General features: G+C 64.7%; 26 protein-coding genes. 12 read left to right on the forward strand and 14 right to left on the reverse strand.

From position 1 onward, the window contains the following. Positions 1-11: 11 nt before the first annotated feature. Genes AC1ECK_RS07630 through AC1ECK_RS07640 form a run of 3 tightly spaced genes read right to left on the reverse strand, consistent with a single transcriptional unit; the run spans position 12 to position 2879 of the window. Entirely contained in the window at positions 12-920 is a 909-nt protein-coding gene (locus tag AC1ECK_RS07630) for an ABC transporter permease (RefSeq protein WP_480317564.1), read from the reverse strand. 27 nt (positions 921-947) lie between these two features. After that, positions 948-1799 (reverse strand): ABC transporter permease, encoded by an 852-nt coding sequence (locus tag AC1ECK_RS07635; protein WP_480317566.1) that lies wholly within the window; start codon positions 1797-1799, stop codon positions 948-950. Between the two features lie 12 nt (positions 1800-1811). Next, positions 1812-2879: an ABC transporter substrate-binding protein gene (locus AC1ECK_RS07640; protein ID WP_480317568.1), complete on the reverse strand. Its 1068-nt coding sequence runs from the start codon at positions 2877-2879 to the stop codon at positions 1812-1814. A 136-nt stretch (positions 2880-3015) separates the two neighbouring features. On the opposite strand from AC1ECK_RS07640, the gene AC1ECK_RS07645 reads away from it, so the two are divergent. The 7 genes from AC1ECK_RS07645 (at position 3016) to AC1ECK_RS07675 (ending at position 8238) form a co-directional block, all read left to right on the forward strand. Beyond that, positions 3016-3204 carry a hypothetical protein gene (locus AC1ECK_RS07645; RefSeq protein ID WP_480317570.1) on the forward strand — a complete coding sequence of 63 codons (189 nt, stop codon included), beginning with the start codon at positions 3016-3018 and terminating at the stop codon, positions 3202-3204. After that, complete coding sequence (soxC, locus tag AC1ECK_RS07650; RefSeq protein ID WP_480317572.1) at positions 3204-4481, forward strand: sulfite dehydrogenase; 1278 nt, start codon at positions 3204-3206, stop codon at positions 4479-4481. Before AC1ECK_RS07645 ends, soxC begins: the two co-directional genes overlap by 1 nt. Continuing rightward, positions 4474-5022 (forward strand): c-type cytochrome, encoded by a 549-nt coding sequence (locus AC1ECK_RS07655; protein WP_480317574.1) that lies wholly within the window; start codon positions 4474-4476, stop codon positions 5020-5022. The genes soxC and AC1ECK_RS07655 overlap by 8 nt, the downstream gene beginning before the upstream one ends. 142 nt (positions 5023-5164) lie before the next feature. After that, positions 5165-5413: a hypothetical protein gene (locus AC1ECK_RS07660; RefSeq protein WP_480317576.1), complete on the forward strand. Its 249-nt coding sequence runs from the start codon at positions 5165-5167 to the stop codon at positions 5411-5413. A 46-nt stretch (positions 5414-5459) separates the two neighbouring features. Further along, a complete protein-coding gene (locus AC1ECK_RS07665; protein WP_480317578.1) occupies positions 5460-6215 on the forward strand; it encodes an SDR family NAD(P)-dependent oxidoreductase in 756 nt (251 codons plus the stop codon). 18 nt (positions 6216-6233) lie between these two features. Then, positions 6234-7073, forward strand: a complete 840-nt coding sequence (locus AC1ECK_RS07670) for a CmcJ/NvfI family oxidoreductase (RefSeq protein WP_480317580.1) — start codon at positions 6234-6236, stop codon at positions 7071-7073. 226 nt (positions 7074-7299) lie between these two features. Beyond that, the gene (locus AC1ECK_RS07675; protein WP_480317582.1) at positions 7300-8238 is read left to right on the forward strand and encodes an aldo/keto reductase; all 939 of its coding nucleotides are present in this window, start codon (positions 7300-7302) and stop codon (positions 8236-8238) included. A 119-nt stretch (positions 8239-8357) separates the two neighbouring features. Here the strand turns inward: AC1ECK_RS07675 and AC1ECK_RS07680 are convergent, their stop codons facing one another. Together AC1ECK_RS07680 and AC1ECK_RS07685 are read right to left on the reverse strand one after the other, a co-directional pair. Next, positions 8358-9302 carry a 2-hydroxyacid dehydrogenase gene (locus tag AC1ECK_RS07680; RefSeq protein WP_480317584.1) on the reverse strand — a complete coding sequence of 315 codons (945 nt, stop codon included), beginning with the start codon at positions 9300-9302 and terminating at the stop codon, positions 8358-8360. Continuing rightward, positions 9299-9712 carry a VOC family protein gene (locus AC1ECK_RS07685; RefSeq protein ID WP_480317586.1) on the reverse strand — a complete coding sequence of 138 codons (414 nt, stop codon included), beginning with the start codon at positions 9710-9712 and terminating at the stop codon, positions 9299-9301. The genes AC1ECK_RS07680 and AC1ECK_RS07685 overlap by 4 nt, the downstream gene beginning before the upstream one ends. A gap of 98 nt (positions 9713-9810) precedes the next feature. Between AC1ECK_RS07685 and AC1ECK_RS07690 the strand changes: the two genes are divergently transcribed. The 4 genes from AC1ECK_RS07690 to AC1ECK_RS07705 all read left to right on the forward strand — a co-directional run bounded on the left by AC1ECK_RS07690 (position 9811) and on the right by AC1ECK_RS07705 (position 14216). Beyond that, positions 9811-10677, forward strand: coding sequence for a LysR substrate-binding domain-containing protein (locus AC1ECK_RS07690; RefSeq protein ID WP_480317588.1), 867 nt, complete (start codon positions 9811-9813; stop codon positions 10675-10677). A 241-nt stretch (positions 10678-10918) separates the two neighbouring features. After that, the gene (locus tag AC1ECK_RS07695; RefSeq protein ID WP_480317590.1) at positions 10919-11764 is read left to right on the forward strand and encodes an ABC transporter substrate-binding protein; all 846 of its coding nucleotides are present in this window, start codon (positions 10919-10921) and stop codon (positions 11762-11764) included. A gap of 241 nt (positions 11765-12005) precedes the next feature. After that, entirely contained in the window at positions 12006-13163 is a 1158-nt protein-coding gene (locus AC1ECK_RS07700; protein ID WP_480317592.1) for a porin, read from the forward strand. A 63-nt stretch (positions 13164-13226) separates the two neighbouring features. Continuing rightward, a complete protein-coding gene (locus AC1ECK_RS07705; RefSeq protein ID WP_480317594.1) occupies positions 13227-14216 on the forward strand; it encodes a threonine ammonia-lyase in 990 nt (329 codons plus the stop codon). 95 nt (positions 14217-14311) lie between these two features. On the opposite strand, the gene AC1ECK_RS07710 is transcribed toward AC1ECK_RS07705, so the two are convergent. Genes AC1ECK_RS07710 through AC1ECK_RS07740 form a run of 7 tightly spaced genes read right to left on the reverse strand, consistent with a single transcriptional unit; the run spans position 14312 to position 21864 of the window. Beyond that, positions 14312-15586: a glutamine amidotransferase-related protein gene (locus AC1ECK_RS07710; RefSeq protein WP_480317596.1), complete on the reverse strand. Its 1275-nt coding sequence runs from the start codon at positions 15584-15586 to the stop codon at positions 14312-14314. 60 nt (positions 15587-15646) lie between these two features. Then, complete coding sequence (locus tag AC1ECK_RS07715; protein ID WP_480317598.1) at positions 15647-16885, reverse strand: pyridoxal phosphate-dependent aminotransferase; 1239 nt, start codon at positions 16883-16885, stop codon at positions 15647-15649. A 29-nt stretch (positions 16886-16914) separates the two neighbouring features. After that, complete coding sequence (locus AC1ECK_RS07720) at positions 16915-18090, reverse strand: M24 family metallopeptidase (protein ID WP_480317600.1); 1176 nt, start codon at positions 18088-18090, stop codon at positions 16915-16917. A gap of 21 nt (positions 18091-18111) precedes the next feature. Next, complete coding sequence (locus tag AC1ECK_RS07725) at positions 18112-19200, reverse strand: mandelate racemase/muconate lactonizing enzyme family protein (RefSeq protein ID WP_480317602.1); 1089 nt, start codon at positions 19198-19200, stop codon at positions 18112-18114. A gap of 1 nt (position 19201) precedes the next feature. Further along, positions 19202-20365, reverse strand: a complete 1164-nt coding sequence (locus AC1ECK_RS07730; RefSeq protein ID WP_480317604.1) for a M20 family metallopeptidase — start codon at positions 20363-20365, stop codon at positions 19202-19204. A gap of 17 nt (positions 20366-20382) precedes the next feature. Then, positions 20383-21132 (reverse strand): amino acid ABC transporter ATP-binding protein, encoded by a 750-nt coding sequence (locus AC1ECK_RS07735; protein ID WP_480317606.1) that lies wholly within the window; start codon positions 21130-21132, stop codon positions 20383-20385. Positions 21133-21141: 9 nt separating this feature from the next. After that, positions 21142-21864: an amino acid ABC transporter permease gene (locus AC1ECK_RS07740; protein WP_480317608.1), complete on the reverse strand. Its 723-nt coding sequence runs from the start codon at positions 21862-21864 to the stop codon at positions 21142-21144. Positions 21865-22066: 202 nt separating this feature from the next. Between AC1ECK_RS07740 and AC1ECK_RS07745 the strand changes: the two genes are divergently transcribed. After that, on the forward strand, positions 22067-22987 hold the full coding sequence (locus AC1ECK_RS07745) for a GntR family transcriptional regulator (protein ID WP_480317610.1): 921 nt from the start codon (positions 22067-22069) through the stop codon (positions 22985-22987). Positions 22988-23027: 40 nt separating this feature from the next. Here the strand turns inward: AC1ECK_RS07745 and AC1ECK_RS07750 are convergent, their stop codons facing one another. Both AC1ECK_RS07750 and AC1ECK_RS07755 read right to left on the reverse strand, forming a co-directional pair. Beyond that, positions 23028-23780, reverse strand: coding sequence for an SDR family NAD(P)-dependent oxidoreductase (locus tag AC1ECK_RS07750; RefSeq protein WP_480317612.1), 753 nt, complete (start codon positions 23778-23780; stop codon positions 23028-23030). A gap of 49 nt (positions 23781-23829) precedes the next feature. After that, the gene (locus AC1ECK_RS07755) at positions 23830-24963 is read right to left on the reverse strand and encodes an FAD-dependent oxidoreductase (RefSeq protein ID WP_480317614.1); all 1134 of its coding nucleotides are present in this window, start codon (positions 24961-24963) and stop codon (positions 23830-23832) included. Positions 24964-24979: the final 16 nt, after the last annotated feature.

A 24979-nucleotide genomic window follows, 5' to 3' on the forward strand; every position in this document is an offset into this window, starting at 1 on the left:
TCGCGCCTGGCCTAGCTCGAAGCCGCGAGGCGCCGCGCCAGCACGGCGCGTTCTACCGCGCGTGCCGCTGCGTTGAGCGCCCAGCCGGCGATGCCGACGACGATGATCCCGAACAGCACCAGATCCATGCGGAACTGCTCGCTGCCGTCGACCAGCGTGTTGCCGATACCGCTGCCCGCAACCAGCAGATACTCGGCGCCGAGCGTGGCGAGCCACGAATAGATCAACGCGAGATAGATGCCGGTGAAAATCGACGGCAGCGCGGCCGGCAGAATCACGTAGCCGATCATTTGCAGCCTGGTATAACGGAAGGCGCGCGCGACTTCGATGTAGGCGCGCGGCACCGCATGAATCCCGTCGCAGGTGTGCGCGGTGACGGGCAGCAGGGCGGCAAGCGACAGAAAGACGATTTTCGCGGCGTCGCCCAGTCCGAACCACACGGAGATCAGCGGAATCCATGCGAACAGCGAGATCTGCTTGAAGGTGTCGAAACTCGGTCCAATCAGCCGGGCCGCAATACGCGAGAGACCGAGCACGCTGCCCAGCAGCAGTCCGCCCACCGTGCCGATGACGAAACCACTCGCTTCACGTGCGAGCGAAGCGGACAGCGCGCGCGTCAGCGCCCCGCTGACGATCTGCTGCCAGGCGGTCTCGAGCACCTGGCCGGGGCTGACCAGCAAGCCGCTCTTGACCAGATGAGCCTCTGAAATAGCCCACCACAGCGCGATAGCGATGACCGGCAGCAGCGCGCCGCGCGGATCGAAGCGGCGCCGCTGTGGACTGGATGGCTGCTCGCTGGGCGTGGCTTTACGTTTCGCCGCCCTTGTCGACCTCGCCGGCAATTCGCAATCGCAAGGCGGCGGCCCCTGCCGTTTGGTGCTCGCAGCCCGCAGCAACAGTGATCGGATGATTCGGCTCATGACAGACTCCAGTGGGATCGAGGCGGCTCACTCGCGAAAGGCGGACGGTTGGCCGCGCCGTAAGCGCGCTTCGAGCGCATCGAGCAGCTTGTTTATCGCGAGGCCGATGGCGCCGACCACGACCACCGACGCCATCACCAGATCGAGCTGGAAAAGCTGGCGTCCGTACACGATCAGATAGCCGAGCCCTTCCGACGATGCGACCAGTTCCACCACCACGAGCGCCAGCCATGCCTTGGTGAACGCGAGCCGCACGCCGGTGGCGAGTGTCGGCACCGCGGCGGGCAGCACCACATAGGCAATCCGTTGCCAGCGGTTGTAGGCGAACACGCACACCACTTCTTCCAGCGTGGCCGGCGTTTGCCGGAAGCCTTGCAAGGTACTGAGCGTGACGGGGACCAGCGCCGCGTGCGCAATCAGGATGTACTTGAGCGGCTCGCCGACGCCGACCAGCAAGAGCAGGAAGGGCAGCCAGCCCAGCACGGGAATCTGCACGATCGCGTTGAAACTCGGCAGCACGTAGGCCTCCAGGGTGCGCGAGAGGCCAAGCGCGGCGCCGATCAGAAAACCGAGCACGGTTCCCACGCCGAAGCCGATCAGCACGCGCTGCAGGCTGATCAGCGTATTGGACGCAAGATCGCCGCTTCTCGCCAGCTCGATGAAGGTCTCATACACGCGCTGGGGCGGCGGCAGAATCTGCGGAGGAATCCAGCCGCGCTCGCAACCGGCCGTCCATAACCCGAACAACAGCGCCGGCACCAGCCAAGGTGCGAGATGCCACGCCACCGCACGCAAACGCTCCCGCCGGTGCGGCCCGGCTTGAGCAGCACTGGTCTGAGCGCCGGCTTCCGCCGTGAGAGTGATCGCGGTTTCGCTCATCGTGGCGCTCCGTTAGCCGATGGGTTTGCCTGCCGGGTCGTAGCGCGTCCAGTAGTGTTCGAGATTGAGCGTGCGCAGCGCGTTGTCGAGATAGCCGGGCTCGAACCAGCTATCGACGTCGATGGGCTGGCGGATCAGTTTGAGCTTGAGCGCATCCTGTGCGACCGTCTTGTAGCGCGCGACGATGAACGGATCGATCAGCGGCGAGTTGCGCTCCTTCAAGGTCTGGTTGGCAAACTCGGCTTGCCAGGACGCGAACGGGACGCCGCTTTTTGCCCACAGCTTGAACAGGGCGTCGCGGTTCGCTTCATCGGACGACCATTGCGCGCCTTTGACGAAGCTGGTCACGACGCGCTGCACGATGTCCGGATGCGCGCGGTCGAAATCGTCGAGCACCAGCAGATGCGACTGCCGGGTGAATTGAGGTCCGTCGTTTTGCGATTCGTAGATGATTTTCGCGAGACCCTGATCGCGCAGCTTGTACAGGTGATAGTCGTTGACCGCTGCGTCGATGCCTTTGGAGGCGAGGGCCGCCAGCGCGCTGCTGGTATCGAGATTGATCACATGAAGGTCACGCTCGTCGAGGTGGTTGGCCGCGAGCGCGTTGTCGGCGACGAGCTGCAGGTTGGTGCCGCGAAAGATCGACACGCGGTGGCCGGTCAGGTCCTTGATCGAGCGGATGTCGGAGTCCGGCGGCACCGCAACCTTCACGCCAACCCGTACGCCCGATTCGAGTACGATGCGCGTCTTCAAACCATTGGCGCGCGCCAATACCGCCGGCAAATCGCCTTGGAACGCGAAGTCGAGCGACTTGTCGGCAATGGCCTCATTGACGGCCGGCCCCGCGCCCTTGAAAAACAGCCATTCGATCTTGATGCCGTCGGGAGCGAACTCCTTTTCCAGCAACTGCTGCAATTGCACTGTGGCCGCCGGCGAGCCGCCAAAGGTCGGCGGGTCGCCGGCGCCTTGTTGCGCCACGCCAATCCGGATCACGGAGGGTTTGTCGGCGTAAGCGTGCATGGCCGCCAGCGAAAGCACGGTGGCCGCGAGGACTGACTTGAGCAAACGAAGATATCGCATCGATTCGGGTGGGACCAAAGGGAAGGGCGCGCCGGGGCGTCATTCGTTGCGCCGGCGATTTTGGAGGGACGTCGCCAGGCTCGGGAACAGACATTCTTGTCGACGAAACTAGTCAGGACAAGAAAGGATTTGAGCTATGTATATTGCCGCTGGTGTTTTTGGTGGCGGCGTTGCCGTCTTCGCGCCAGGTGATGGGCAAGGCTCGAAAGGGATTCGTCGGGATACGCTCAACAGATTGGCTGCGATCGATATCACGATTGGTCGTTTTGCCGCTGTCGCATCCGTTGCTAGGATGATCAGTTGGTCCATGACGGCATGCTGCTGATGACAGACACTCGTGACAATTCACCCGACAGCCCCACTTCGCGCAGCCGCCGACGCATGCTGGGCGGGCTCGCGGCAGGCGCTCTGATGGCCACGCGCCGTGCCGGCGCTGCCAACCCGGTGCTGGAGCCGCTCGACGTCGCGCCGTGGAGCCGCACGCCCGGCGCACCGATACTCGCGCATCCTTACGGCGTGCCCTCGCCGCACGAGGCCGACGTCGTGCGGCGCAGCGCACGAGCTTGGCCACTGCCCGGGAGCGCTTCGTCGATGACGCCACTAGCGGACCTGTACGGCACGATCACGCCGAATGGGCTCGTCTACGAGCGGCATCACAACGGCGTGCCGGATATCGATCCCGACCGGCACAGTCTCGTGCTGCACGGCCTGGTGCGCGAGCCGAAACGGTTCACGATGAATGATCTGGTGCGGCTCCCGGCTGAATCGCGGATTCATTTCATCGAATGCTCCGGCAATACCGGCAGCGAATGGAATGGACCGAGCGGCCAGCCGGTGCAACTGACGCACGGTTTGCTCTCATGTTGCGAATGGACGGGAGTGCGGCTTTCGACCTTGCTGGAGGAGGTCGGCGGCCTCTCGATGTCGACGCCAGGCGGCGGCTGGGTGCTCGCGGAAGGCGCGGATGCCGCCGCGATGACGCGCAGTCTGCCGCTCGAGCGTATTCTCGAGCGCGCGCTGGTCGTCTATGCCCAGAACGGCGAGCGACTGCGTCCGGAGAACGGCTATCCGTTGCGTCTGATTGTGCCGGGCTTCGAAGGCAACACCAATGTCAAATGGCTGCGCCGCCTGAAGTTCGTCGATGCGCCTTTGCAAACGCGCGAGGAAACCTCCAGATACACGAGCCTGATGGCGAACGGCACCGCCAGGCAGTTTGCCTTCGAAATGGATGCGAAGTCGGTGATCACGAGGCCTTCGCCTGGGCACCGTCTGAGCACGCAAGGCTATTACCCGATTACCGGTCTTGCCTGGTCGGGCCGCGGCGCGATTCGCAAGGTCGAGGTATCGACGGATGCGGGCGCAACATGGCAAGCTGCACGCCTCGACGGGACACCGCGCGATCGCGCGTTGACGCGCTTTCAGGCGGACTGGTTCTGGCAAGGCGGGCCTGCGGCGATCCTGTCGCGCGCCACAGATTCGACCGGTTATATGCAGCCCACCCGCGAGGCGCTGGTCGCCGCGCGCGGCCTGAATTCGCAATACCATTACAACGCGATCCAGCAATGGCGTATCGACGCGACGGGCGAGGTGCGCAATGCCTAGTTTCTTCAGACATAGGGTGGCGGCCGGCATCGCTGTCGTGGCGATCGTCGCGAGTTCGCTGGTGCCGAGCGCATACGCGGCTTACGGCATCGGCACCCCCGTGCCGGAGCAAGACGTTGCGGCGTGGAACATCGACGTTGCGCCCGATGGCCGTGGCTTGCCCGCGGGCAGTGGTGACGTCGCCACGGGTGCGCGCATCTTTGCGGGCCAGTGCGCCGCATGCCACGGTGCGCAGGGGCAGGGTCTGATCGGCGACGCGCTGATCGGTGGACAGGGCACGCTCGCGAGCGCGAAACCGAAGCGCACGGTCGGCAGCTACTGGCCCTACGCCACCACACTGTTCGACTACATCCGCCGGGCCATGCCATACAACGCGCCGGAGTCGCTTTCCGCCGCCGACGTATACGCCGTTTGCGCGTTCCTGCTCAATCAGAACGGTGTCGTGCCCGCGGATACCCGGCTGGACGCACGCTCTTTGCCGGCGGTGAAAATGCCTAACCGCGACGGATTCGTGCCGGATCCCCGGCCCGGGCGGCTCTAAGCGGCGGCGAACCAGGAGATTGTCCGCATTGCCAATGCAGGAATTGATCCGCTTTCCGAAAACCAATCCACAAATACTTCTTTGCACTTGGCTATCCGGCTCACTAGATTCATAGGTATAGGGATGAATCGACGGAGGTCGTATGGCCACACTTTCAGCGACGCATATCTGGGGCGGACTTCGGCATCCCGTGCGAAGCCTGCAGAAGCAATTGTCGAAACACACGCCTGTCACGCGGGATCGATCCTCAGAGGAGTCCTCGGCAGCGGCCCACGGTTCCCAATCGCCCGAGCGGCACGAACGGATTGCCGCTTACGCGCGTTGCGGCTATTTCCACATGGAATACACCGCTGGCATGTTTGTCGTACCGCTCGATATTCCACCAGAATGACACTCGTTTTCGGCTCACGAGCCGCGACGATGCAAAGGAGAACGCAATGACCGAGGTGACCCTGAAACCCCAGCAGCCCACGCGCCTCGCGTGGATTGCCGGTGTAGGCGCGAGCGCTGGACTGGGGGCGGCGCTCGCGCGCCGTTTTGCTCATGAGGGCTTGCGTGTCGCCGTGACCGGCCGCTCGCGCGAGCGGCTGGAGGCAATCGCCGATGAAATTCGCGCGGCGGGCGGTCATGCACTCGCCTTACCGGGAGACGTCACCAGCGAGCGCGATCTGGCTGCAATCGCGCGGCAACTCACTGAGTCCGGCACGCTCGAAGCGGCGATTTTCAACGCCGGCAACGCGACGCGCGCGCCCACGCTCGAACTGAGCGCCGAGCAGTTCGAAGCCGCGTGGCGCGTGTCGACCCTCGGCGGCTTCCTGTTTGCGCAGGCGGCGCTGCCGCCCCTGCTGGCCGCAGGCAGCGGTTCGTTGTTGTTCACGGGCGCGACAGCGTCGCTGCGCGGCCGTCCGCCATTTGCGGCGTTCGCTTCTGCCAAAGCGGGTTTGCGCTCGCTCGCGCAGAGCCTCGCGCGCGAGTTCGGGCCGCGCAACATTCATGTTGCGCATGTGGTGATCGATGGCGGCATCGACGGCGAGCGCCTGCGTACCTCCGCTCCGCAGCGCGTTGCCGAGCGCGGAGCGGATGGTTTGCTCCAGCCGGCTGAGATCGCCGATGCCTATTGGCATCTCCATCAGCAGGGGCGCAGCGCGTGGTCGCAGGAAATCGATCTGCGGCCGTTCAGCGAAACGTTTTGAAGCGAAGAGGACCGCGACATGAGCGATATTGTCATCGACAGGCCAGTGTCGGTCAGGACGATCGAGGCCGAGCTGAACTACCTCGAGTTCACCGGCGAGAAACCGGTGTCGTATCAGTACGAGCCGCCACCCGGCGTGCCGAAGCGCAGCGGCATGTACAGGCCGCACCGGGTGACGATTTCAAATGCGCGCGTTGTCCCGCCGCCGGGCGCATTGTCACTCGACAGGAACGGTTTCGAACTGCATCGCCGGGCGAGCACGCTGACCGATTTCTCCGATCCGGCGAAGATCGAATCCGTCTACTATCCCGAAGCCGATGCGCTGCTCAGAGAGGCCACTGGAGCGAGGCGGGTGGTGGTGTTCGATCATACGTTGCGCGACGGCAGACCGGTTCGAGCTGACGGTGTCAGGGAGCCCGTCAAGTACATCCATAACGATCAGACGTTCGTATCGGGGCCACGCCGGGTGCGTGACCATTTACCGCGAGACGAAGCCGAGCAACTGCTGCAGGGGCGCGTCGCGATCGTCAACCTGTGGCGTCCGATCGGCGCAGCGGTACAAGCGTCGCCGCTCGCACTGTGCGATTCGCGCAGTATTGCGCTCAACGATCTGGTGGCGTCGGACCTCGTCTATCCCGACAAGGTAGGCGAGACGTATGCGCTGGTTTTCAATCCGCGGCACCGTTGGTATTACTTTCCCAACATGACGCCGGATGAATTCCTGCTGCTGAAGATTTACGATTCGGCCGGTGACGGCGTGGCGCGTCTAAGCGCGCACACCGCATTCGACGATCCCACCTCGCCGGCCGATGCGCCGCCGCGCCGCAGTATTGAACTGCGTGCGCTGCTGTTCTTTTGATGAACCGCCGCGAGCTTTCTTCACGTCGTCCGCGGAGTCGCAACGAACCGGTGATACGCACCGTTGCTGGGCATCAGCCTACGTCTGCCACCGCCGCAGGAAAGAAGAGTGCCAGCGCGAAATGCCCAGCCCTCCCCGAAAATTATCCTATGCTGAAAGTCCCAGCCTGAGCCTGCGTGTTCAGTGACTGAGCTATCGCGGCACGACATGGTGCGGAGATGTCGTCATGAATGAGCTTGCGGATTTTCGGTTGCGGAAAATGCGGCTAAATCACGGTGGCGGAGCGATGCCCGCGATCGGATTTGGCACGCTGATTCCAGATGCGGCCACGACTTTGAGCGCCACCAGGGGTGCCCTGGAAGCCGGCTATCGGCACTTCGATTGTGCCGAGCGCTATCGAAACGAACGTGAGGTGGGCGAAGCCCTGCACGAGGGACTTGCGACCGGAGGCATCGCGCGCGAAGAAATTTTTGTGACCACCAAGCTATGGAACTCGAATCATCGGCCCGAGCGAGTCGGCCCGGCTTGCGACGCAAGTCGTGAAAGGCTGAGGCTCGACTACCTGGATCTTTATCTGATTCATACGCCGTTCGCATTTCAAGCGGGAGATGAACAGGATCCGCGCGACGCAGAAGGCAATGTCCTCTACGACCAGGGCGTGACGTTGCTCGACACGTGGCGGGCAATGGAAGGCCTCGTCGACGATAGGCGGTGCCGCGCCATCGGACTGTCCGACATCGGCCTGAACGAACTCCAGCCTCTCTATGAATCAGCGAGAATCAAGCCGGCCGTCGTCCAGGTCGAGGCGCATCCCTATCTTCCCGAAACAGAGCTTCTGGAATTCTGCAACGAGAAAGGGATTGTGTTTTTGGCTTTTGCGCCACTGGGTCACGGAATAAGACCCGGGCCGCTCGAAGACCCAGTCATTTCGCAGATTGCCGCGCGGGTCGGCAAGACGCCGGCGCAAGTGCTGCTCGCCTGGGCGGTGCAGCGTGGCACGGCTTTGCTCACGACGCCCAAGACGCTGGCCCGTGCGCGTGAGAATTTCAACCTCTCGGCACTCCCTGCAGACGCGTTCGACGAGATCAACCGGATTCAGATCAGGCAGAGGTTCAACGAAGTCGTGAAGACGGGGAGTCCCGGTTTTATTCCGCGAAGAGAATAGCGCCAACCGTCGAAGGCTGCATGGCCGCGAGGCGCTGATGTCCAGCGGTTGGCGTGAGACAAGATCGTGACGCACCTTGCGTCCACGCCATCAGCGCCTTCGATTTCAGTGCAACCCAATCAGTATCCGCGTGCGAGAGCGACACAAGGCGGAATCGCGCCGCTCTCGCGATAACGGCGGATATTGTCCGCGACGATCGACGAAGCCGTGGCGCGGTCGGTCGGTGCGGAGATGTGCGGCAGGACCGTCACGCGCGGATGCGCCCAGTGCCAGCTATCGTCGGGCAACGGTTCGGTGGCGAAGACGTCGAGCACCGCGTGCCCGAGCGCCGCGCGATCCAGCGCATTCCTGAGCGCTGCGTCGTCCACGATCGGCCCGCGTGCGAAATTGATCAGCGATGCGCCGTCGCGCAGAAAGGCCAGTGTCTTCCCGTTCAGCAGTCCTGTTGTCTGCGGCGTGAGCGGCAGCAGGCACACGAGGATATGGCATTTGCCCAGCATGGCGGGCAGTTCCGCATCGCCCGCATGACAATCGACGCCTTCGATCGCCTTGGGCGACCGGCTCCATCCGCATACGCTGAAACCGGCATCCAGCAGGCGGCGCGCGGCCGCTTCGCCTAGCGCGCCGAGTCCCAGCAGCCCCACTGTTTTCTGTTGCGGGCGCACATAGTCGTGCGCCTGCCAGCGGCGCTGCGTCTGCTGCGCGGCATAGCGCGGCATGTCGCGATGCAGGTAGAGCGTCCAGGCCAGCACGGCCTCCGCCATCGTATCGGCGAGTTGCGGATCGACCAGCCGGACGATTTTCAGGTTGGTATCCGCGAGATCGCCCACCAGCCGCTCGACGCCCGCCCACACGCTATGCACCCACGTCAACGCGGGCAGCGTGCGCAGATCTTCCGGACGCGGATTCGCGACGATGGCGACCTTGCACGCCGCGCGCGCCTGCGCATCCAGCGCGTCGAGCGGCACGATCTGCTCGTCGGGCATCGCGCGTTGCAGCGCGTCGATCCATTGTGAAGCGAACGGATAGTCGGGATTGGCGATGAAAGGCAGTGCGGGTTTCACTTCGCGTACACCTTGCCGAGGTTGGCGAAACCCTTGATTTCGATCGGGTTGCCGCTCGGGTCGAGGAAGAACATCGTGGCCTGTTCGCCGGGCTGGCCCTCGAAACGCAGGCTCGGCGGAATCACGAATTCGATGCCGTGAGCGCGCATCCGCTCGGCGAGTGCGCGCCAGTCGGCCATCTCCATCACGAGGCCGAGATGCGGCATCGGGACCATTTGATCGCCGACGCGGCCCGTGTTGGTCACCGGAAACGGTTCGCCCAGATGCAGCGAGATCTGATGGCCGAAGAAATCGAAGTCGACCCACGTATCGGTGCTGCGGCCTTCGCTGCAACCGAGAACGCCGCCGTAGAACGCGCGCGATTCGTCGAGATCGCGCACGTGGTACGCGAGATGGAAGGCGGTGTGCATGCTGACTCCTGTGCCGCAAGGGTTAGATGAACGTCAGCCTAGCAGCGGCTAATCAAAAGAGATAGCATGGATTTATTTTTAGAACAAAAGGTTTTCTTTTGGATACGCGCTTCCTGAAAAGCCTGATCGCCGTGATCGACAGCGGTTCGATCGCCGATGCCGCGCGCCTCGAGCATCTGACGGCCGCCGCCATCGGCCAGCGCCTGCAGGTGCTCGAGCGCGAATTGGGTTTTGCCCTGTTGTCGCGCAACGGCTATAAGGCGCAGCCGACCGAGGCCTGTCTCGCGCTGCTACCGCGGGCGCGGCGGCTGGTGCGCGAGGCGTCGCTGTTGCGCGGCGATGCGGATCGCGACGGCCTGAGCGGCACGCTCAAGGTCGGTGCGATTTCGACGGCGCTGACAGGCATGCTGCCCGCTGCGTTGCGCGAGTTCACGCGCCAGGCGCCGAATGGCCGGCCTGTGATTGTGCCGGGTACTTCGAAGAGCCTCTATCAGGCGCTGCAAGCGGGCGAACTCGACGCGGCGATCGTCGTCGCGCCGCCGTTCGCGTTGCCGAAAACGATGCGCGCGGTGTCGTTGCGCATCGAACCGCTGGTGTTGCTGGCCGCGAAAAACGTGCGCGGCAGCGCGACGAAGCTGCTCGGCACGCAACCCTATATCCGCTACGACCCGAACTCGTGGGGCGGCCGGCACGCGGCCGGCTGGCTCGCCGAGCACGGCATCGAGCCGACGGTGCTGTGCGATCTCGACGCGCTGGAAGCGATCGTGATGCTGGTCGCGGACGGTATGGGCGTGGGTCTGGTGCCGAAATGGTCGGGCATCGAGCGCTTCTCGGCCGATTGCCGGATGACGCCGCTGCCGGGCGCGGCCTGGCAACGTGAGATCGTGCTGGTCGCACCTGCGGATGCGGACCGGCCGAGCATGATCCGCGTTCTGGTGGAGGCGCTTGCCCGTCCGCGCAATTGACGTGCGTAATCGACGTGCGTTAGCGCGGCAGCCGATCAGCGGATTGTTCGGCGATCTGTGCATCGCATGTACAACATGCGTTAAAAAATACAAAACGTGTGAGGCAAGCGCGGCATGTAACGGCGAGCATCATCGAGAAATCCTGCGAATTTGTTTAATTCCTGCTTGACGCGTAATTTTCGAATTTGTATAAATTTGTACAACTCAAGCAAAACACTCGTTCACTTCCGCAGGAATCACCATGGACCTTCGCTTTGCATTGCGCGCGCTCGCCGCTTCGGCAGCGCTTTCCTTCATCTCCACGATCCCCACGCAGGCAGCCGAACCGCTGAAAACCGTCGACGCCGGCAAGCTGACTTACGGCGTCGCGGCGACCTTCGCGCCGTTCGAATTCACGCGCAACGGCGCCTTGACCGGTTTCGACATCGACCTGATCAACGCCGTCGCCAAGCAGATGAACCTCGCGCCCGACGCGCAGAACATGCAGTTCAGCGGGTTGATTCCGGCGCTGCAAGGCGGCCGTCTGGACATGATCAATTCGGCGATGTACATCACGCCGGCGCGTAGCGCGCAGGTCGACTTCGTGCCGTATCTGCGGATCGGCGACCGCATCATCGTGCAGGCGTCGAATCCGGCGAAGATCACGGGACGCGACGATACGCTCTGCGGCAAGAGCGTTGCGGTGACGCTCGGCGGCATCGAGGAGACCTACGCGCGCGCCGATGCGAAGCGCTGCATATCGTCGGGCAAGCCGAGCCCGAACATCATGACGTTGCCGACCGCGCAGGACGCCGCGCTGAGTTTGCGCCAGGGCCGCGCGGACGCTATCTACAACTCGACGCCCGGCACCGTGCAGTTGCTCACGGAAGTGCCCAACACGTATCAGGCGGTCGGTCCCGAGTTCGAGCAGACCACCAGCATCGGCTTTGCCGTGCCGAAGGGCGACACGGCCATGGCGGCCGCGCTGAAGGATGCGCTGGCGAAAGTGGTTGCGCAAGGCACCTATGGCCAGTTGATCGACAAGTGGAAGCTGCCGGCATCCGTGTCGATCTTCGATGCACTCGCATCGACGGCGAAGGCGAACTGACAGGCCGCATCGCTGCCGTTTGCGCCGGCGCCGCGAGATTGCGGCGCACGGCGCAATCTCGCGGCGGCACACATTCCATTGGCTGACGGACATTCGGGGCGGCAACGCCGTCTCGAAGGGGCGTGTTCGCCTTTTCGCATCGTGCGGTTCGCGCTGGATCGGGAAAAGCGGGCAAGCACGGAGTGATACGTTCAGTCGGTTTTTACGCACAATATTTTTTATAGACTCTTCAGTAGAACAAATGAAAACAACGAAACTTGCCATCGCTGGCGTCGCCTTTGGACTGGCCGGCGTAACCACCGCACACGCACAGAGCAGCGTCACGCTTTACGGTATCGTCGACGCGGGGATCAGCTACCTCAAAACCGCGAGCGGCGACCGCTACAGTCTGCTGAGCGGCGGTCTGTCCGGCAACCGGTGGGGCCTCAGGGGCGCGGAAGATATCGGCGACGGTTTGAAGGCGATCTTCCAGCTCGAATCGGGTTTCGCGATCGGCACGGGCAAGATGCTGCAAAGCAGCCGCGAATTCGGCCGGCAATCGTTCGTCGGCTTGTCGAGCGAGCGCTGGGGCACCGTGGTCGCGGGCCGCATGTACGACCCGATCGTCGATCTGGTGCAGCCGCTGACGGCGGACGGCACGGGCGGCAGCGTGCCGTTCGCGACGCCGGGCGACGTCGACAACAACGACTTCAGCGCGCGCGTGTCGAACGCCGTGAAGTACACGTCGCCGAGTGTGTCTGGCCTGCAGTTCGAAGCGCTTGTTGCGCCCGGCGGCGTCGCGGGGTCGATCGGGCAGGGCTATACGTTCAGCACGGCCGCGTCGTACGGGAACGGTCCGCTGAAGCTCGGCGCGGGCTATTTCCAGGCCGCCAACGCAAACAGCACGACGGGCAAGCGCGCAAGCTGGACCAGCGCGACCACCGACGCGCTATTCGAAGGCGGTTCGATCAATGCCGCGTATCAGAGCGCGCACGTGCTCGGCATCGCACAACTCGCGGCGCAGTATCAGCTTGGTGCGTTCACGCTCGGCACGGGCTACAGCAACGCGCGTTACACCGCCGACGGCGAATCGACTTTCAAGAATACGGAGCGCTTCAACACGGGGCGCGTGTATGGCTTCTATCGCGTCAGTCCGGCACTGCGTTTTGGCGTCGGTTACGTGTACACGTCGGCGAGCGGCGATGCGTCCGCACACTACAACCAGGTGAGCGCGGGCACGTTCTACAACCTGTCGAAGCTGACTGACGTGTATGCAACCGCCGCATTCCAGCGCGCGAGCGGCGCACAGCGCACCACGTCGGGCGGCCTGCAGGAAGCGCGCGCGACGATTTCGTCTTACGGCGTGGACGGCACCAGTACGCAGACCATCGTGACCGTCGGCTTGCGCCACCGGTTCTGATCGCGGATCTGCAATACGGCCGGACCGTGACCGGCTGGCCGGCTGAACTTCAAGGACTCCAACATGTTGTCATTTCAAACGCCCGTTGCCAAAGACGTATCGGACGCGGCGGTGCGCTTGCATAAGGTGGCCGTCGATACGCCCATCGTGCGTTCCGATCTGCTCGACGAGATGACGGGCGCGCAAGTGTTCGTCAAGCTCGAATCGCTGCAACATACCGGCGCGTTCAAGTTTCGCGGCGCCTACAACTGCCTGTCGCGGCTCGATCGCAGCACCTGTCCCGATGGCGTCGTCGCGTACTCGACGGGCAATCATGGGCAGGCCATCGCGACCGTCGGACGCATGCTCGGCATTCCGACCACGGTGGTGATGCCGTCGAATGCGCCTGAAAACAAGGTCGAAAAGGCACGCAAGGCGGGTGCGCGCATCGTGCGCTACGACCGCGAGCGTCAAAGCCGCGAGGAAGTGGCGGCTGAACTGTCGCGTCAAGGGCGCTTCGCGGTCGTACCGCCGGGCGATCATCATCACGTGATCGCCGGGCAGGGCACGGTGGCGCTCGAGGCGCTCGAGCGCTTCGGTGCTGACGCGCTGGACGCGATCGTCGTGCCGTGCGGCGGCGGTGGCCTCGCGGCCGGAACCTGTCTTGCCGTCGAGGCGGCGCAGTCGCGCGCCGAAGTGTGGGCCGCCGAACCCGCCGACTTCGACGATACGCGCCGTTCGCTGGCGTCGGGGCAGCGCGAGACCAATCCGGCGGGTCGCGCGTCGATCTGCGATGCGCTGCTCGCGCCCGTGCCGGCTGAATTGCCGTTCTCGATCAACGGCGAGCGCCTCGCCGGCGTGCTGGCCGCCGACGACGACGCGGTACGACGGGCGATGGCGTTCTGCTTCGAGACGTTTCGTGTCGTGGTCGAACCGGGCGGGGCGGTCGCGCTGGCGGGCATGATGGCCGACCCGAAGGCGTCGGCGCTGCGCGGCAAACGTGTGCTGATCGTCGCCTCGGGCGGCAACGTCGATGCGGCGCTGTTTGCGTCGGCGATTAGCGCTGCACGATGAAGTTGATTTGATGCGCGCACTTGTTGCCCGGCGCGGAGATGAGTCTGCGCCGGGCAGCCAGGCGAAGTGCGGGTATTAGCGTTGCCGACGCACACCTAACTTGCGATGCGCCGAGCCTGCGCCGTTGCTTCGAGAAAGGCAACGAGCAGCGGATGCGGGTTGTCGCGCCGCGACGACAGTTCCGGATGCCCTTGCATGCCGACGAAAAACGGATGTGTGCGGCTTTCGATCGCATCCGCGATCAGCCCGCTTTCATCGCGCGCGCTGACCGTCACGCCCATCATGGCGAGCGGCTCTTCGAGTTCCGGATTCAACCGGTAACGATGATTGCAACGGACGCTCGCGTGCGCACCGAGCAGGCTCGCGATGCGCGAATCGCGAGCGGTCACGACAGGCTGCGAGCCGAGCCGATGCGCGAGGCTTCCATCGTCGTTCACGCCGACGGGCACGAAGCTCGCGATCCGCGCGTCCGGTTGTGCTTCCATCATGCCGATCTCGTTCGTGCCGAGCGCGAGTCTCGCGATGGCCGTCGCCATCGACTGCATGCCGAGACATAACCCGACCAGAGGACGCGCTGCAAGCCAGCCGAATCGCGCAGTGGCGACCTGGCCGGCGACGCGCGACATGTCGCTGCCGCCGGGCAGCACGATACCGTCCGCGCTATCGAGCAGTTCGGCGGCGCGGGCATCGTCGATGTCTTGCGCCGCGATGAAATGCACGTCGAGATCGAACTGGAGTGCATCGGCGGTATCGCCCAGAGCGGCGAGTGTCGCCGGATACTGTTCGCGCTGCTCGCATTCGCGTCCGACCAGCGCGATTTTCAGGCGCGTGAGGTCACGCGTGATCTGTGGTCTTTCGTGCCGTGCGTGAGTGTGAGCGTGAGTACATTCCAATCGCCCATAGCGGTCCTGAACGGTGTCGAGCACGATGCGTCGCGCGGCGCCATCGCTTTCGACGATGCTGGCGCTGCCGGCTTCACGAACCACTTGCAGTACGCGCACAGCGACACCCTGATGCCCAGCAAATTCGCGCAGCGCCGCGGCGGAAAACGCGTCGCCGTCAGCATGGCACGGATGAACGGGCACCACGACGTCGCGCGTCTGCGCGGCGGCAACGAGCTCCGCAGCATGGGAGAAACCGGCGGCGTCGGGTCGTCCCGTGCGCTGCCGCCACACCAGACCACTGACGACGAGCCTTCCGTCCGCCGTCACATGCTGCACGGCGTCGGGATAACGCTGCTCGTCGAACCGCGTGGCGGGATGCATCAGGACGGAGTCGAGCGAGTCGGCCAGCAGAGCCGCGAGTGCGCCGTATTGTGCCGGCAGGTGCGCCGAGTCTTCAACGAGGTATAGCACCGGGGGCACTCCCATGTCGTCAACATGCTGTGACGCGGCCGGCGCGCTGCAGGAGCGCGTCGCCGCACCGAGGCGTCAATCTTCGCCGACTTCCGCCGGCACGGACGCGAGCGTCAACGCTGCGCACGCGGCCGCGATGCGGCGGCACGCGTCCTGCAATGTCGGCAGCGGCACGGCGTAGGCGATGCGAACGTGGTTGCCGAGGCCGAACGCGCTGCCGTGCACGACGCCCACGTGCGCGACTTCGAGCAGGTAGTTGGCAAAGTCCAGGTCGGTGGCGATCGTGTCGCCGCGCGGCGTGGTCGCACCGATCGCCCCCGAGCAATCGACGAACGCATAGAACGCGCCGTCAGCCGCTTCGCAGCGCAGGCCAGGACAACGTGCGACGGTTTCGACCACGAGGTCGCGGCACACGCGCAGTTCGGCGAGCCACTCGACGAGGAAGTCCGTGCCGCCGTCCAGCGCCGCAAGCGCCGCGGCCTGCGAAATCGTGCTCGGATTCGAGGTGCTTTGCGATTGCAGCGTCTGCATCGCGCGGATCAGCCAGTCGGGGCCGCCTGCATAGCCGATGCGCCAGCCCGTCATCGAATACACCTTCGACACGCCGTTGACCGTCAGCGTGCGTTCGTGCAAACGCGGCTCGACCTGTACCGGCGTATGAAACGGCCCGCCGTAGCGCACATGCTCGTAGATGTCGTCGGCCATCAGCAACACGTGCTCGTGTTCGAGCAACACGTCGGCGAGCGCACGCAGTTCGTCGCGCGTGTAGACGGCACCGGTCGGATTGTTCGGCGAGTTGAGAATGACCCAGCGCGTGCGCGGCCCGATCGCTTCGCGCAGCACCTCGGGCTGCAATTTCCAGCCATGTTCGGCGCAGCCTTGCAGCACGCGCGTGCTGCCGTCCGCGAGCGCGACCATGTCGGGATAAGACACCCAGTACGGGGCGCAGATCAGCACTTCGTCGCCGGGCGCAATCGTCGCGAGCAGCGCATTGAAGATCAGTTGCTTCGCGCCCGTTCCGGCGATCACTTCATCGCTCGAGTAGCGCACGCCGTTCTCACGGGCGAACTTGTCGACGATGGCTGCGAGCAGTTCGGCCGTGCCCGCTACCGCTGTGTATTTGGTGTCGCCGCGTTCGATTGCCGCGATGCCAGCGCGCTTGATGTGCGCGGGCGTGTCGAAGTGCAGTTCGCCTTCACCGAGATTGATGACGGGCTTGCCCTCGGCCAGCAACGCGCGCACCTTGTCGGAAATGGCCGCGGTGGGCGAGGGGCGCACGCGGCTCATGCGCGGCGCCAGTTGTGAAAAGGACATGTAGACCTCTGGATTCGGATGACGAGCGCTCAGGCGGCCACGCGCAGCAACGGACGTTCGATGGAGCCGAGCACGCGGTAGCCCGTCTCGGTTACGACCACCGTTTCGCTGACGCCGACCGTGAATTCGCCGTAGATGCGCAGCGCAGGCGGAATATGGAACGTCATGCCCGGTTGCAGCGGTGTCATGACGCCGGTGTACATGCTCAGGATCGAACCTTCACCCCAGTCCGGCGCGAACGAAATGCCGATCGAGTAGCCGGTGCGCTTCTTGAAGTTGTCGGTGTAGCCCGCGCGATCGATCACGCGCTGGCAGGCGAGGTGCGGCGCTTCGCAAGGCGCGCCGGGACGAATCGCCTCGAGTGCGGCCTGCAACGCTTCCTGGCAGACCTTTTCCATCTCCAGCGCTTCCGGCCGCACTGCGCCGATCCAGGCCGAACGCATCAGCGCCGCGTGATAGCGGTCGTGACACGCAGCCATTTCGAGGAACGCGGGCGCATCCTGTTCCAGGGCGCGGCGGCGCCACGTGCCGTGCGGCACGCCCGTGCGCGGCCCGGCCGACACCAGCGGCTCCATCCCGACGTACTCGGAACCGGCGTCGATCGCGGCCGCCATCATGGCGGCGACCAGCGTGTTTTCCGTCGCGCCCGGCTTGACGGCGGCGAGTCCCGCGCGCATCCCCGCATCGACATAGCGCGCCGCCGTGGCGATCTTGTCGATCTCCGCCGCGGACTTCACCGCGCGCAACTGCTCGATCACGCCTGCAGCGTCGGCAAGCGTGCCGAGCTTGCCGCACAGCGCCTCATAGACGGAAATGGGCAGGAACCAGCCGCGCTTGTCGATGGCGACGCGCTTGCCTGCAAGACCTTTCTGCTGGATGACGTTCACCAGCACGTCGACTGGATTGTCGCCGTCGCCGTAGACCTGCGCGTCGGCAATGAAAGTGTTGGCGATGAAGTTGAAGTATTCGAGCTGGCGGATCACAAAAACGGGCTCGCCCTCGACGGGCAGCACCAGCGCCTGGAACGTGTAGTAGCCGGGCGTCTGCTGGCCGGTCAGATAGAAGATGTTTTCCGGGCCGGTGACCACCATCGCGTCGATGTTGGCGCGAGCGAGCGCCTCACGCGTGCGCGCGACGCGCGCTGCGTATTCTGCGGCCGGGAAGGCCGATTCGCAGCCTTGAGCGGGTCCGTTGTTTGCCTGCATGTCGGTAGTCCTGAGAATGGGTTAAACAAGTTGTGTCGAAAGTGCGTCGAAGTCGATGCCGAGTCCGCTCGCCTGCGCGACGCTGACGGTGCCGTTGCGATAAGCGATGCCGCTCGCGGGATCGTCGATCAGTCCGTCCGCGCCGTACAGTTCGGCCCAGCGCGGCGCAGTGGCGCAGCACACTTGCAACGCCGCCGCCGTGGCCGCCGCGCCTTCGTTCATCTGGCCGATCATCAGCGGGATGCCGGCCGCTTTCAGCTTGCGCGCCGCTGCCACTGTGGTGGCGATGCCGCCCAGCTTGACGAGCTTCAGATGTGCGGCGACGGGCAGACCGGCGAAATCGCACAGCATGTCGATGTCGGCGGCGGATTGCAGGCTCTCGTCGAGCATCAGCGTGAGCGGGCTCGTGCGGGCGATGTGCCGCAGACCGTCCCAGTCGCCGGCGGCGATGGGCTGCTCGACGTACTCGACGCCGCGCATCGCCAGCGCTGCGAGCCGCGTTGCGCAATCGGCGGGTTGCCACTGCCCGTTAGCATCCACCGACAGCGTGATGCGCGAACCGAAGCGCGAGCGCAGCAGATCGATGCGGCGCAGGTCGTCGTCGAAACTGCCGATGCCCACGCGCAGCTTCAGTTCGTTGAAGCCGCGTTCGAGATACTGGGCTGCGCGTGTGAGCATTGGCTCGTCGTCGGACCAGAAGAGGGTCTGGTTCGACCGCCATGCGGGCTTGCCCTGCAACGTGCCGCCATGCAGCGCAGCGACGCTCGCGCCCGTCTGCTTGCCGAGCAGGTCGTGCAGCGCACTGTCGAGCAGCGTGCGAACGGGGGCGCTGTACGGCGCGAGCCACGTGGGCGCGGTGTCGAGCAGGGCGCGCGCGCCGCGCGACCAGTCGATCTTCCCGAGCGCCGCGCGCGCTTCATCGATCAGGTCCTGTGCCGCGTAGCCGTTGAGGTAGGCGATGTTGATGCGTACTTCGCCGACCGCGCTCACGCCGGCGTCGACGAGGCGCAGATACAGCGCGTCGAGTTCGCCGACGCTGCCCGACGACGCGGTGTGCAGAACGAGGCCGCCGCCGTAGTGCAACGCGGCGCGATGGAGAGTGGCTTGCACGTCAGGCGCCCGCTTTCATCATCTCTAGCGCGACGTCGCGATAGATGAGGCTCGCAGCGAGAAACTCGTCGATCGGCACGAACTCATCGGGCTTGTGCGCGACTTCCAGCGTGCCCGGCCCGATCACGACGCCCGAGGCGCCGACGCTGCGGAAATGCACGAGATCGCAGCCGCCCTGAAAGCCGAAGGGGCCGGGGTTGGCCGTGCCGTGCGTGCGGCAAGCGGCGAGACTGGCCTGCACGATCTTCGAATCGGCGGCCGTTTCGGTGGCGCCGCCCGTGGTCGGACGGTATTCGAGCACTTCGGCGCGCACGCCGAACTGCTCGTGCGCGACCTGCAGCAGACGTTCGATCTCGCCCTTGACGTCCGCTTCGAGTTCGCCCGGCACCATGCGCCGGTCGAGCAGCAGGTCGCACGCGCCCGGCACCACGTTGTCGGCGTGGCCGCCGAGCGCGCGCGTCACGGTCAGGCTCGCCGCGCCGACGAGCGGATGGCAGCGGCAGCGCACTTCGTTCTCGTGATGCCCCTCGATCAGCTTGAGCAGTTGCGCGGCGCGATAGATCGCGTTGTCGCCCAGATGCGGCGTGCCCGAGTGCGCGGTGACGCCGTGCACGCGCACGAGCGGCCGCAGGCTGCCCTTGTGGGCCGAGAAGGTCGCATTCGAAGTCGGCTCGCCGACCACCACGTAGTCCACTTTCGGACGGCTCGCGGCATAGAATTTCGCGCCTTCGCTGGCGATTTCCTCGTCGGCGGTGAACACGCCGAGCAACGTGCCCGACCAGCGCGAGCGGTCCGCGGCGAGCATGCGCATCGCTTCGAGCATCGCGGCGAGCGGGCCTTTCGCGTCGCATGAGCCGCGTCCGTACAGACGGTTGTCGGCTTCGCGCAAAACGAACGGATCGGATTGCCAACCATCGCCTGCGGGCACCACATCGAGGTGCGTGTTGAACGCGAAGGTCGGGCCGGGGCCGTTCTCGAGCCGCGCCATCACGTTCGCCCGGCCGGGCTTGTATTCGGACAGCGATAGGTCGAAGCCCGCGCTTTCGAGCAGTTGATGAACGAGTTGCGCCGCTTCGAGTTCGCGGCCCGGCGGGTTTTCCGTATTGATGCCGACGAGGGCGGTCAGGTCCCGCTTCATGCGGGCGAGATCGGGCTGAATGGACATGCGGGAGACTCCGGGAATCAATGCAGGATCTGATCGAGGAAACGGCGGGCGCGCTCGTGCGTGGCGCCGCTGAAAAACTGCTCTTTGCTTTCGGTGAGAATCACTTCGCCCGCCTCCATGAAAACGATGCGATCGGCGGCACGGCGCGCAAAACCCATTTCGTGCGTGACGACGAGACTGGTCATGCCTTCGGCGCTGAGTTCGGCCATCACTTCCGTGACTTCGTTGACCATTTCGGGGTCGAGCGCCGAGGTCGGTTCGTCATACAGCATGACCTTCGGCTTCATCGCGAGCGCGCGCGCAATCGCGACGCGTTGCTGCTGGCCGCCTGAAAGCTGGTCGGGGAACGCGTCGGCGCGTTCGCGCAGCCGCACCTTGTTGAGCAAGGCGAGCGCGATGTCATGGGCGTCGTGACGCGACATGCCCGCCACGGTCATCGGCGCGAGCATGATGTTTTCGACGGCGCTCAGATGCGAGAACAGCTCGAAGTTCTGGAACACCATGCCGATCTGCTGACGCACGCGATGCACCTGCTTCAGTTCGCGCGTGAGGTCGCGGCCCTCGAACAGGATGTTGCCGGCGTCGACGACTTCGAGCAGGTTCACGCAGCGCAGCAGCGTCGATTTGCCCGAGCCCGACGGCCCGACGATCACGATGGTTTCTTTCGGCGCAACCTCGAGCGAACAGCTTTTCAGCACTTTCGTGGTGCCGTAACTCTTGTCGATGCGATGAATCTTCAGCAGCGGCGGCGTGTTGGGGGTGGACATGGCAAACCTTTAACGGACGACGGGTTGCGAGGTGCCGAGCAGCCGTTCGGTGAACGACATCCTGCGCGTGGTGGTCTTGCGCTTGCGATCGAGCGCGCGCTCCATCCAGCCCTGCAACATCATGAACAGCGTGGTGAACGCGAGGTAGTAGATGCCCGCTGCCGTCAGCGCTTCGAGATAGCGGAAGTTGGCGCTGGCCGCCTGATTGGCGACGAGCAGCAGTTCCTGGACGGCGATCACCGAGACCAGCGCGCTCAGCTTGAGCATGCCGATCATCTGGTTGCCGATGGGCGGCAGCACGACGCGCAACGCCTGCGGCAGCACGATGTGGCGGAACACCTTGGCGCCCGTCATGCCGAGCGCAAAGCCGGCGGTGCGTTGGCCCTCTTTGACGGCATGCAGGCCCGAGCGAAAGATTTCCGACATGAACGCGCCTTCGTTGAGCGACAGCGCGAGCACCGCACACACGAATGCGCTGAAACGGATGCCGAACGACGGCAGCACGTTGAAGATGAAGATGATCTGGAACAGCACGGGCGTGCCGCGAAAGAGCCACAGGTAGAGAAACGTGACGCCCTTCGCGAGGGTGCTGCGCGTGCCTTGCAGCAGCGCCAGCGCAATGCCGATCAGCATGCCGCACAGCAGGGAGACGACGGTGATCGCGAGCGTCATGGCCGCGCCGTGGATGAAGTCGACCGAGGTCAGGTACTCGAGCAGTAGAGATAGTGACATGCGCAGCTCCTGCGAAGCATTGTTTGTCTAAGTTGTTGCAATTTATACAAACTAAAAAAACCCAGGTCAAGCGAACAAAAACCTTTCATCAATTGGCTAGCACAGAGGGCGCGCGATGGGGCGGGATGTGGTATGCGTGTCCGCTATACAATCAATTTGTATTTTTTGTTATTCTTCCGCCATCGATTGGAGGAACCGTGAGATGACAAGGCGGGCGGGCAAGTCGGCGCAACTGCTGGCAAGACAGATCGTCGATCTGATCCAGGAAGCACGCTTCGAGGCCGGGCATCATCTGCGCGAGCAGCAGCTCGCGGATCTGCTCGGCGTGTCGCGCACGCCGGTGCGTGCGGCGATGGTATTGCTGGAATCGTTGGGCGTGATCGAGTCGCGCAAGAACCAGGGCTTCTTTCTTGCGCAGCCCGCGGAAGGCCTGCATCGGATCGAACTCGAACCGCCGACCTCCGCCGACGAAGACCTCTATAACCGTCTGGTGACGGACCGGCTGGCGGGCACCTTGCCCGTGTCGCTGACGCAGACGGACATCGGGCAGCGTTATGGCGTCGATCGCGTCACGATGACGCGCGCGCTGTCACGTCTTTCCGAAGACGGCCTGATCGTGCGTAACAAAGGTCATGGCTGGAGCTTTCAACCGTCGCTGGATTCGGCGACGACGCTCAAGAGCAGCTACGACTTCCGGCTGACGCTCGAACCCGCCGGCCTGCTGCTGCCCACGTTTTCGGCCGACCGCTCGGCGCTGGAGCGGTGCCGGCGCGAGCACATCTTTCTCGTTTCGCAGCTCGGACTCGACAGCGTGACGCCGAAGCAGGTGTTCGAGACGGACGCGAATTTCCACGAGATGCTGGCGGAGTACAGCGGTAACGTGTTCATGCATCAGTCGATGCAGCAGCAGAACCGTTTGCGCCGTCTGCTGGAGTTTCAGGGGTATGTGAACCGCAAGCGCATCCGCGAATGGTGCAACGAGCATCTCGAGATCATCGATGCGATTCTGGCCGACGACATGGCCGCTGCCGCCGAGCGCATGCGCAAGCATCTGAATCATGCGTATCACACGACGGGGGCGGCGGATGCGCCGGTGAAGGCGCGTAAGGCGGTTAACGCTTGACGATGGATGCCGTCGGGTATGTTGTCCCGGAGCACGAGCGTCAGAAGCCGAAGCCGCCGCCGTCGACGTTCAGCACCTGTCCGGTGATAAACCGCGCATCGTCCGAGACGAGGAACGCCAGTGCGCCGGTCAGGTCGTCTGGAAGCTCGGTGCGCGGAATAAACTGGCGGGCGCGCGCGGCCTCGAAGGCTGCGGCCGGCAGGTTCGCTGCACTGCCCGCGTGACGGGTCAGCCCCGGGGAAATCGCATTGACGGTGATGCCACGGTCACCGAGTTCCGCGGCGAGCGCACGCGTCAGTCCGATCACGGCCATCTTGCTGCTCGCGTAGGCGGACATGCCCGGCGGCGGCCCCCAGACAGTGCTGGACGCCAGATTGACGATGCGTCCCCAGCGCCGCTCGGCCATGCCGGACGAGAACGCCTGGGCGAGCAGGAACGGCGCGTCGACGTTGACGCACATGATCTGCCGCCAGAGCGCAGCCGTAATCGACGCGAGCGGCGCCATCGGCATGAAGGCAGCGTTATTGACCAGCACATCGACCTTGCCGACCTGTTCGAGCACTTGCGCCGCGAAGCGCTCGACATGGGCGGGATCGGCGAGATCGCAGGCGGACGTCGTCGCGCGGCCGCCTGCCGCGTTGATCTGCGAGGCCAGTGCGTCGCACGGTTCACGGTCGGTCAGGACCAGTTCATGGCCGCTTGCCGCGAGGCGCAGCGCGAACGCCTCGCCCAGTCCGCCGGCTGCGCCGGTAACCACGGCCACGCGGCCGTTGGAGTGATTGGAAGTGCTCACGTTTGCGTGTCTCCCATGCAAAGGTGTACGTATTGAAAAGCGTGGATGATCAAAGCGGGGCGCGCAAAGCTTGCTGAGCCTCGACCATCACGCGCGTGTGTTCTTCCCGCGAACCGCCGTCCTGCTCGATCTGCCCCATGCGGCCCGAGGCCGTGACCACCAGCCGCGCGCGGTCGTAGTGGCGGCCGGCGTAAGCGATCAACGCGCCTTCCAGGGAATGGCGGCGCTGCAGTTCCTCAGCCAGCACGATGGCGCCCTCAACGGCGATCCCGGCGCCCGACGCCAGATGGGGCGTGGTTGCGTGCACCGCGTCGCCGAGCAGCACGATACGCCCTTTGTGCCACGGCGCCGAGATCATGTGGCCGGCGAGCGGCCGGTACAGCACCCCGTGATTCCTGAGCGAACCGTCCAGTAACCCGGCGCGGAATTCGCCGATCGCGCCGCCGAACTCCTCCAGCAAGCCGGCGAGCATCGACGGCCATCGGTCCGGCGCGATGAAGTCCGTTCCGTCGCGCTTGTCGAGCACGAACAGATAGCATTCGGTCGCGCTGATCGGGTTCATGCCCGCCTTGGTGGTCTTGCCCATGTAGATCGTCGAGTTCTCCCGCAGGCGCGGCACCACCGCGCGCCACGATCCCTGACCGGTGAACGTCGGACCGGCAAACGCCGGCATCACGAGCTTGCGTACGGCCGAGTTGACGCCGTCCGCGCCGATCAACAGATCGTAGCGGCCGCGACTGCCGTCGGTGAAGAGCACGTCGACGCCGTCTTCATCCTGCTCGATGTTCTCGAAGCTCAAGCCGAGCCGGACGGTCGCGCCCGCATCCTGGGTGGCGCTGCCGAGGATATCTGCGAGCACCGTGCGCATGATGCCTGCGCCGCCCGGCAGATCGTCTGCATCCACTGCGGGCGCAATCGGCACGCTGACGTTGACGTTGCCGTTCGCATCGCAGATATCGACAGCGCGCCAGGAGCCGCCGCGGCGCAACACTTCGTCGACCACACCGACCTCGCGCAGGCTGCGCAGCGTGGGGCCGCTGATCGTGATGCCGGCACCGTCCGGCGCCCATTGCGGATTGACTTCGACGAGATCGACGGCGATGCCCTGCCTGCGCAGCATGATCGCGGCACACATGCCGCCGATGCCGCCGCCAACGATCAGGACTTTCTTGACCAGTGCCATAGTTTGTCTCTGTATG

It is taken from the genome of Paraburkholderia sp. SSBN10T (genome assembly GCF_056619545.1).

What these genes read in the sequence shown, in the direction of transcription:
- soxC (WP_480317572.1), top strand. Translation starts at nt 3,204, where the DNA reads ATGACAGACACTCGTGACAATTCACCCGACAGCCCCACTTCGCGCAGC.
- AC1ECK_RS07730 (WP_480317604.1), bottom strand. Translation starts at nt 20,365, where the DNA reads ATGTCCATTCAGCCCGATCTCGCCCGCATGAAGCGGGACCTGACCGCC.
- AC1ECK_RS07700 (WP_480317592.1), top strand. Translation starts at nt 12,006, where the DNA reads ATGAAAACAACGAAACTTGCCATCGCTGGCGTCGCCTTTGGACTGGCC.
- AC1ECK_RS07735 (WP_480317606.1), bottom strand. Translation starts at nt 21,132, where the DNA reads ATGTCCACCCCCAACACGCCGCCGCTGCTGAAGATTCATCGCATCGAC.
- AC1ECK_RS07695 (WP_480317590.1), top strand. Translation starts at nt 10,919, where the DNA reads ATGGACCTTCGCTTTGCATTGCGCGCGCTCGCCGCTTCGGCAGCGCTT.
- AC1ECK_RS07675 (WP_480317582.1), top strand. Translation starts at nt 7,300, where the DNA reads ATGAATGAGCTTGCGGATTTTCGGTTGCGGAAAATGCGGCTAAATCAC.
- AC1ECK_RS07660 (WP_480317576.1), top strand. Translation starts at nt 5,165, where the DNA reads ATGGCCACACTTTCAGCGACGCATATCTGGGGCGGACTTCGGCATCCC.
- AC1ECK_RS07705 (WP_480317594.1), top strand. Translation starts at nt 13,227, where the DNA reads ATGTTGTCATTTCAAACGCCCGTTGCCAAAGACGTATCGGACGCGGCG.
- AC1ECK_RS07645 (WP_480317570.1), top strand. Translation starts at nt 3,016, where the DNA reads ATGTATATTGCCGCTGGTGTTTTTGGTGGCGGCGTTGCCGTCTTCGCG.
- AC1ECK_RS07630 (WP_480317564.1), bottom strand. Translation starts at nt 920, where the DNA reads ATGAGCCGAATCATCCGATCACTGTTGCTGCGGGCTGCGAGCACCAAA.
- AC1ECK_RS07685 (WP_480317586.1), bottom strand. Translation starts at nt 9,712, where the DNA reads ATGCACACCGCCTTCCATCTCGCGTACCACGTGCGCGATCTCGACGAA.
- AC1ECK_RS07740 (WP_480317608.1), bottom strand. Translation starts at nt 21,864, where the DNA reads ATGTCACTATCTCTACTGCTCGAGTACCTGACCTCGGTCGACTTCATC.
- AC1ECK_RS07720 (WP_480317600.1), bottom strand. Translation starts at nt 18,090, where the DNA reads ATGCAGGCAAACAACGGACCCGCTCAAGGCTGCGAATCGGCCTTCCCG.
- AC1ECK_RS07710 (WP_480317596.1), bottom strand. Translation starts at nt 15,586, where the DNA reads ATGGGAGTGCCCCCGGTGCTATACCTCGTTGAAGACTCGGCGCACCTG.
- AC1ECK_RS07665 (WP_480317578.1), top strand. Translation starts at nt 5,460, where the DNA reads ATGACCGAGGTGACCCTGAAACCCCAGCAGCCCACGCGCCTCGCGTGG.
- AC1ECK_RS07640 (WP_480317568.1), bottom strand. Translation starts at nt 2,879, where the DNA reads ATGCGATATCTTCGTTTGCTCAAGTCAGTCCTCGCGGCCACCGTGCTT.
- AC1ECK_RS07655 (WP_480317574.1), top strand. Translation starts at nt 4,474, where the DNA reads ATGCCTAGTTTCTTCAGACATAGGGTGGCGGCCGGCATCGCTGTCGTG.
- AC1ECK_RS07670 (WP_480317580.1), top strand. Translation starts at nt 6,234, where the DNA reads ATGAGCGATATTGTCATCGACAGGCCAGTGTCGGTCAGGACGATCGAG.
- AC1ECK_RS07715 (WP_480317598.1), bottom strand. Translation starts at nt 16,885, where the DNA reads ATGTCCTTTTCACAACTGGCGCCGCGCATGAGCCGCGTGCGCCCCTCG.
- AC1ECK_RS07745 (WP_480317610.1), top strand. Translation starts at nt 22,067, where the DNA reads ATGACAAGGCGGGCGGGCAAGTCGGCGCAACTGCTGGCAAGACAGATC.
- AC1ECK_RS07635 (WP_480317566.1), bottom strand. Translation starts at nt 1,799, where the DNA reads ATGAGCGAAACCGCGATCACTCTCACGGCGGAAGCCGGCGCTCAGACC.
- AC1ECK_RS07755 (WP_480317614.1), bottom strand. Translation starts at nt 24,963, where the DNA reads ATGGCACTGGTCAAGAAAGTCCTGATCGTTGGCGGCGGCATCGGCGGC.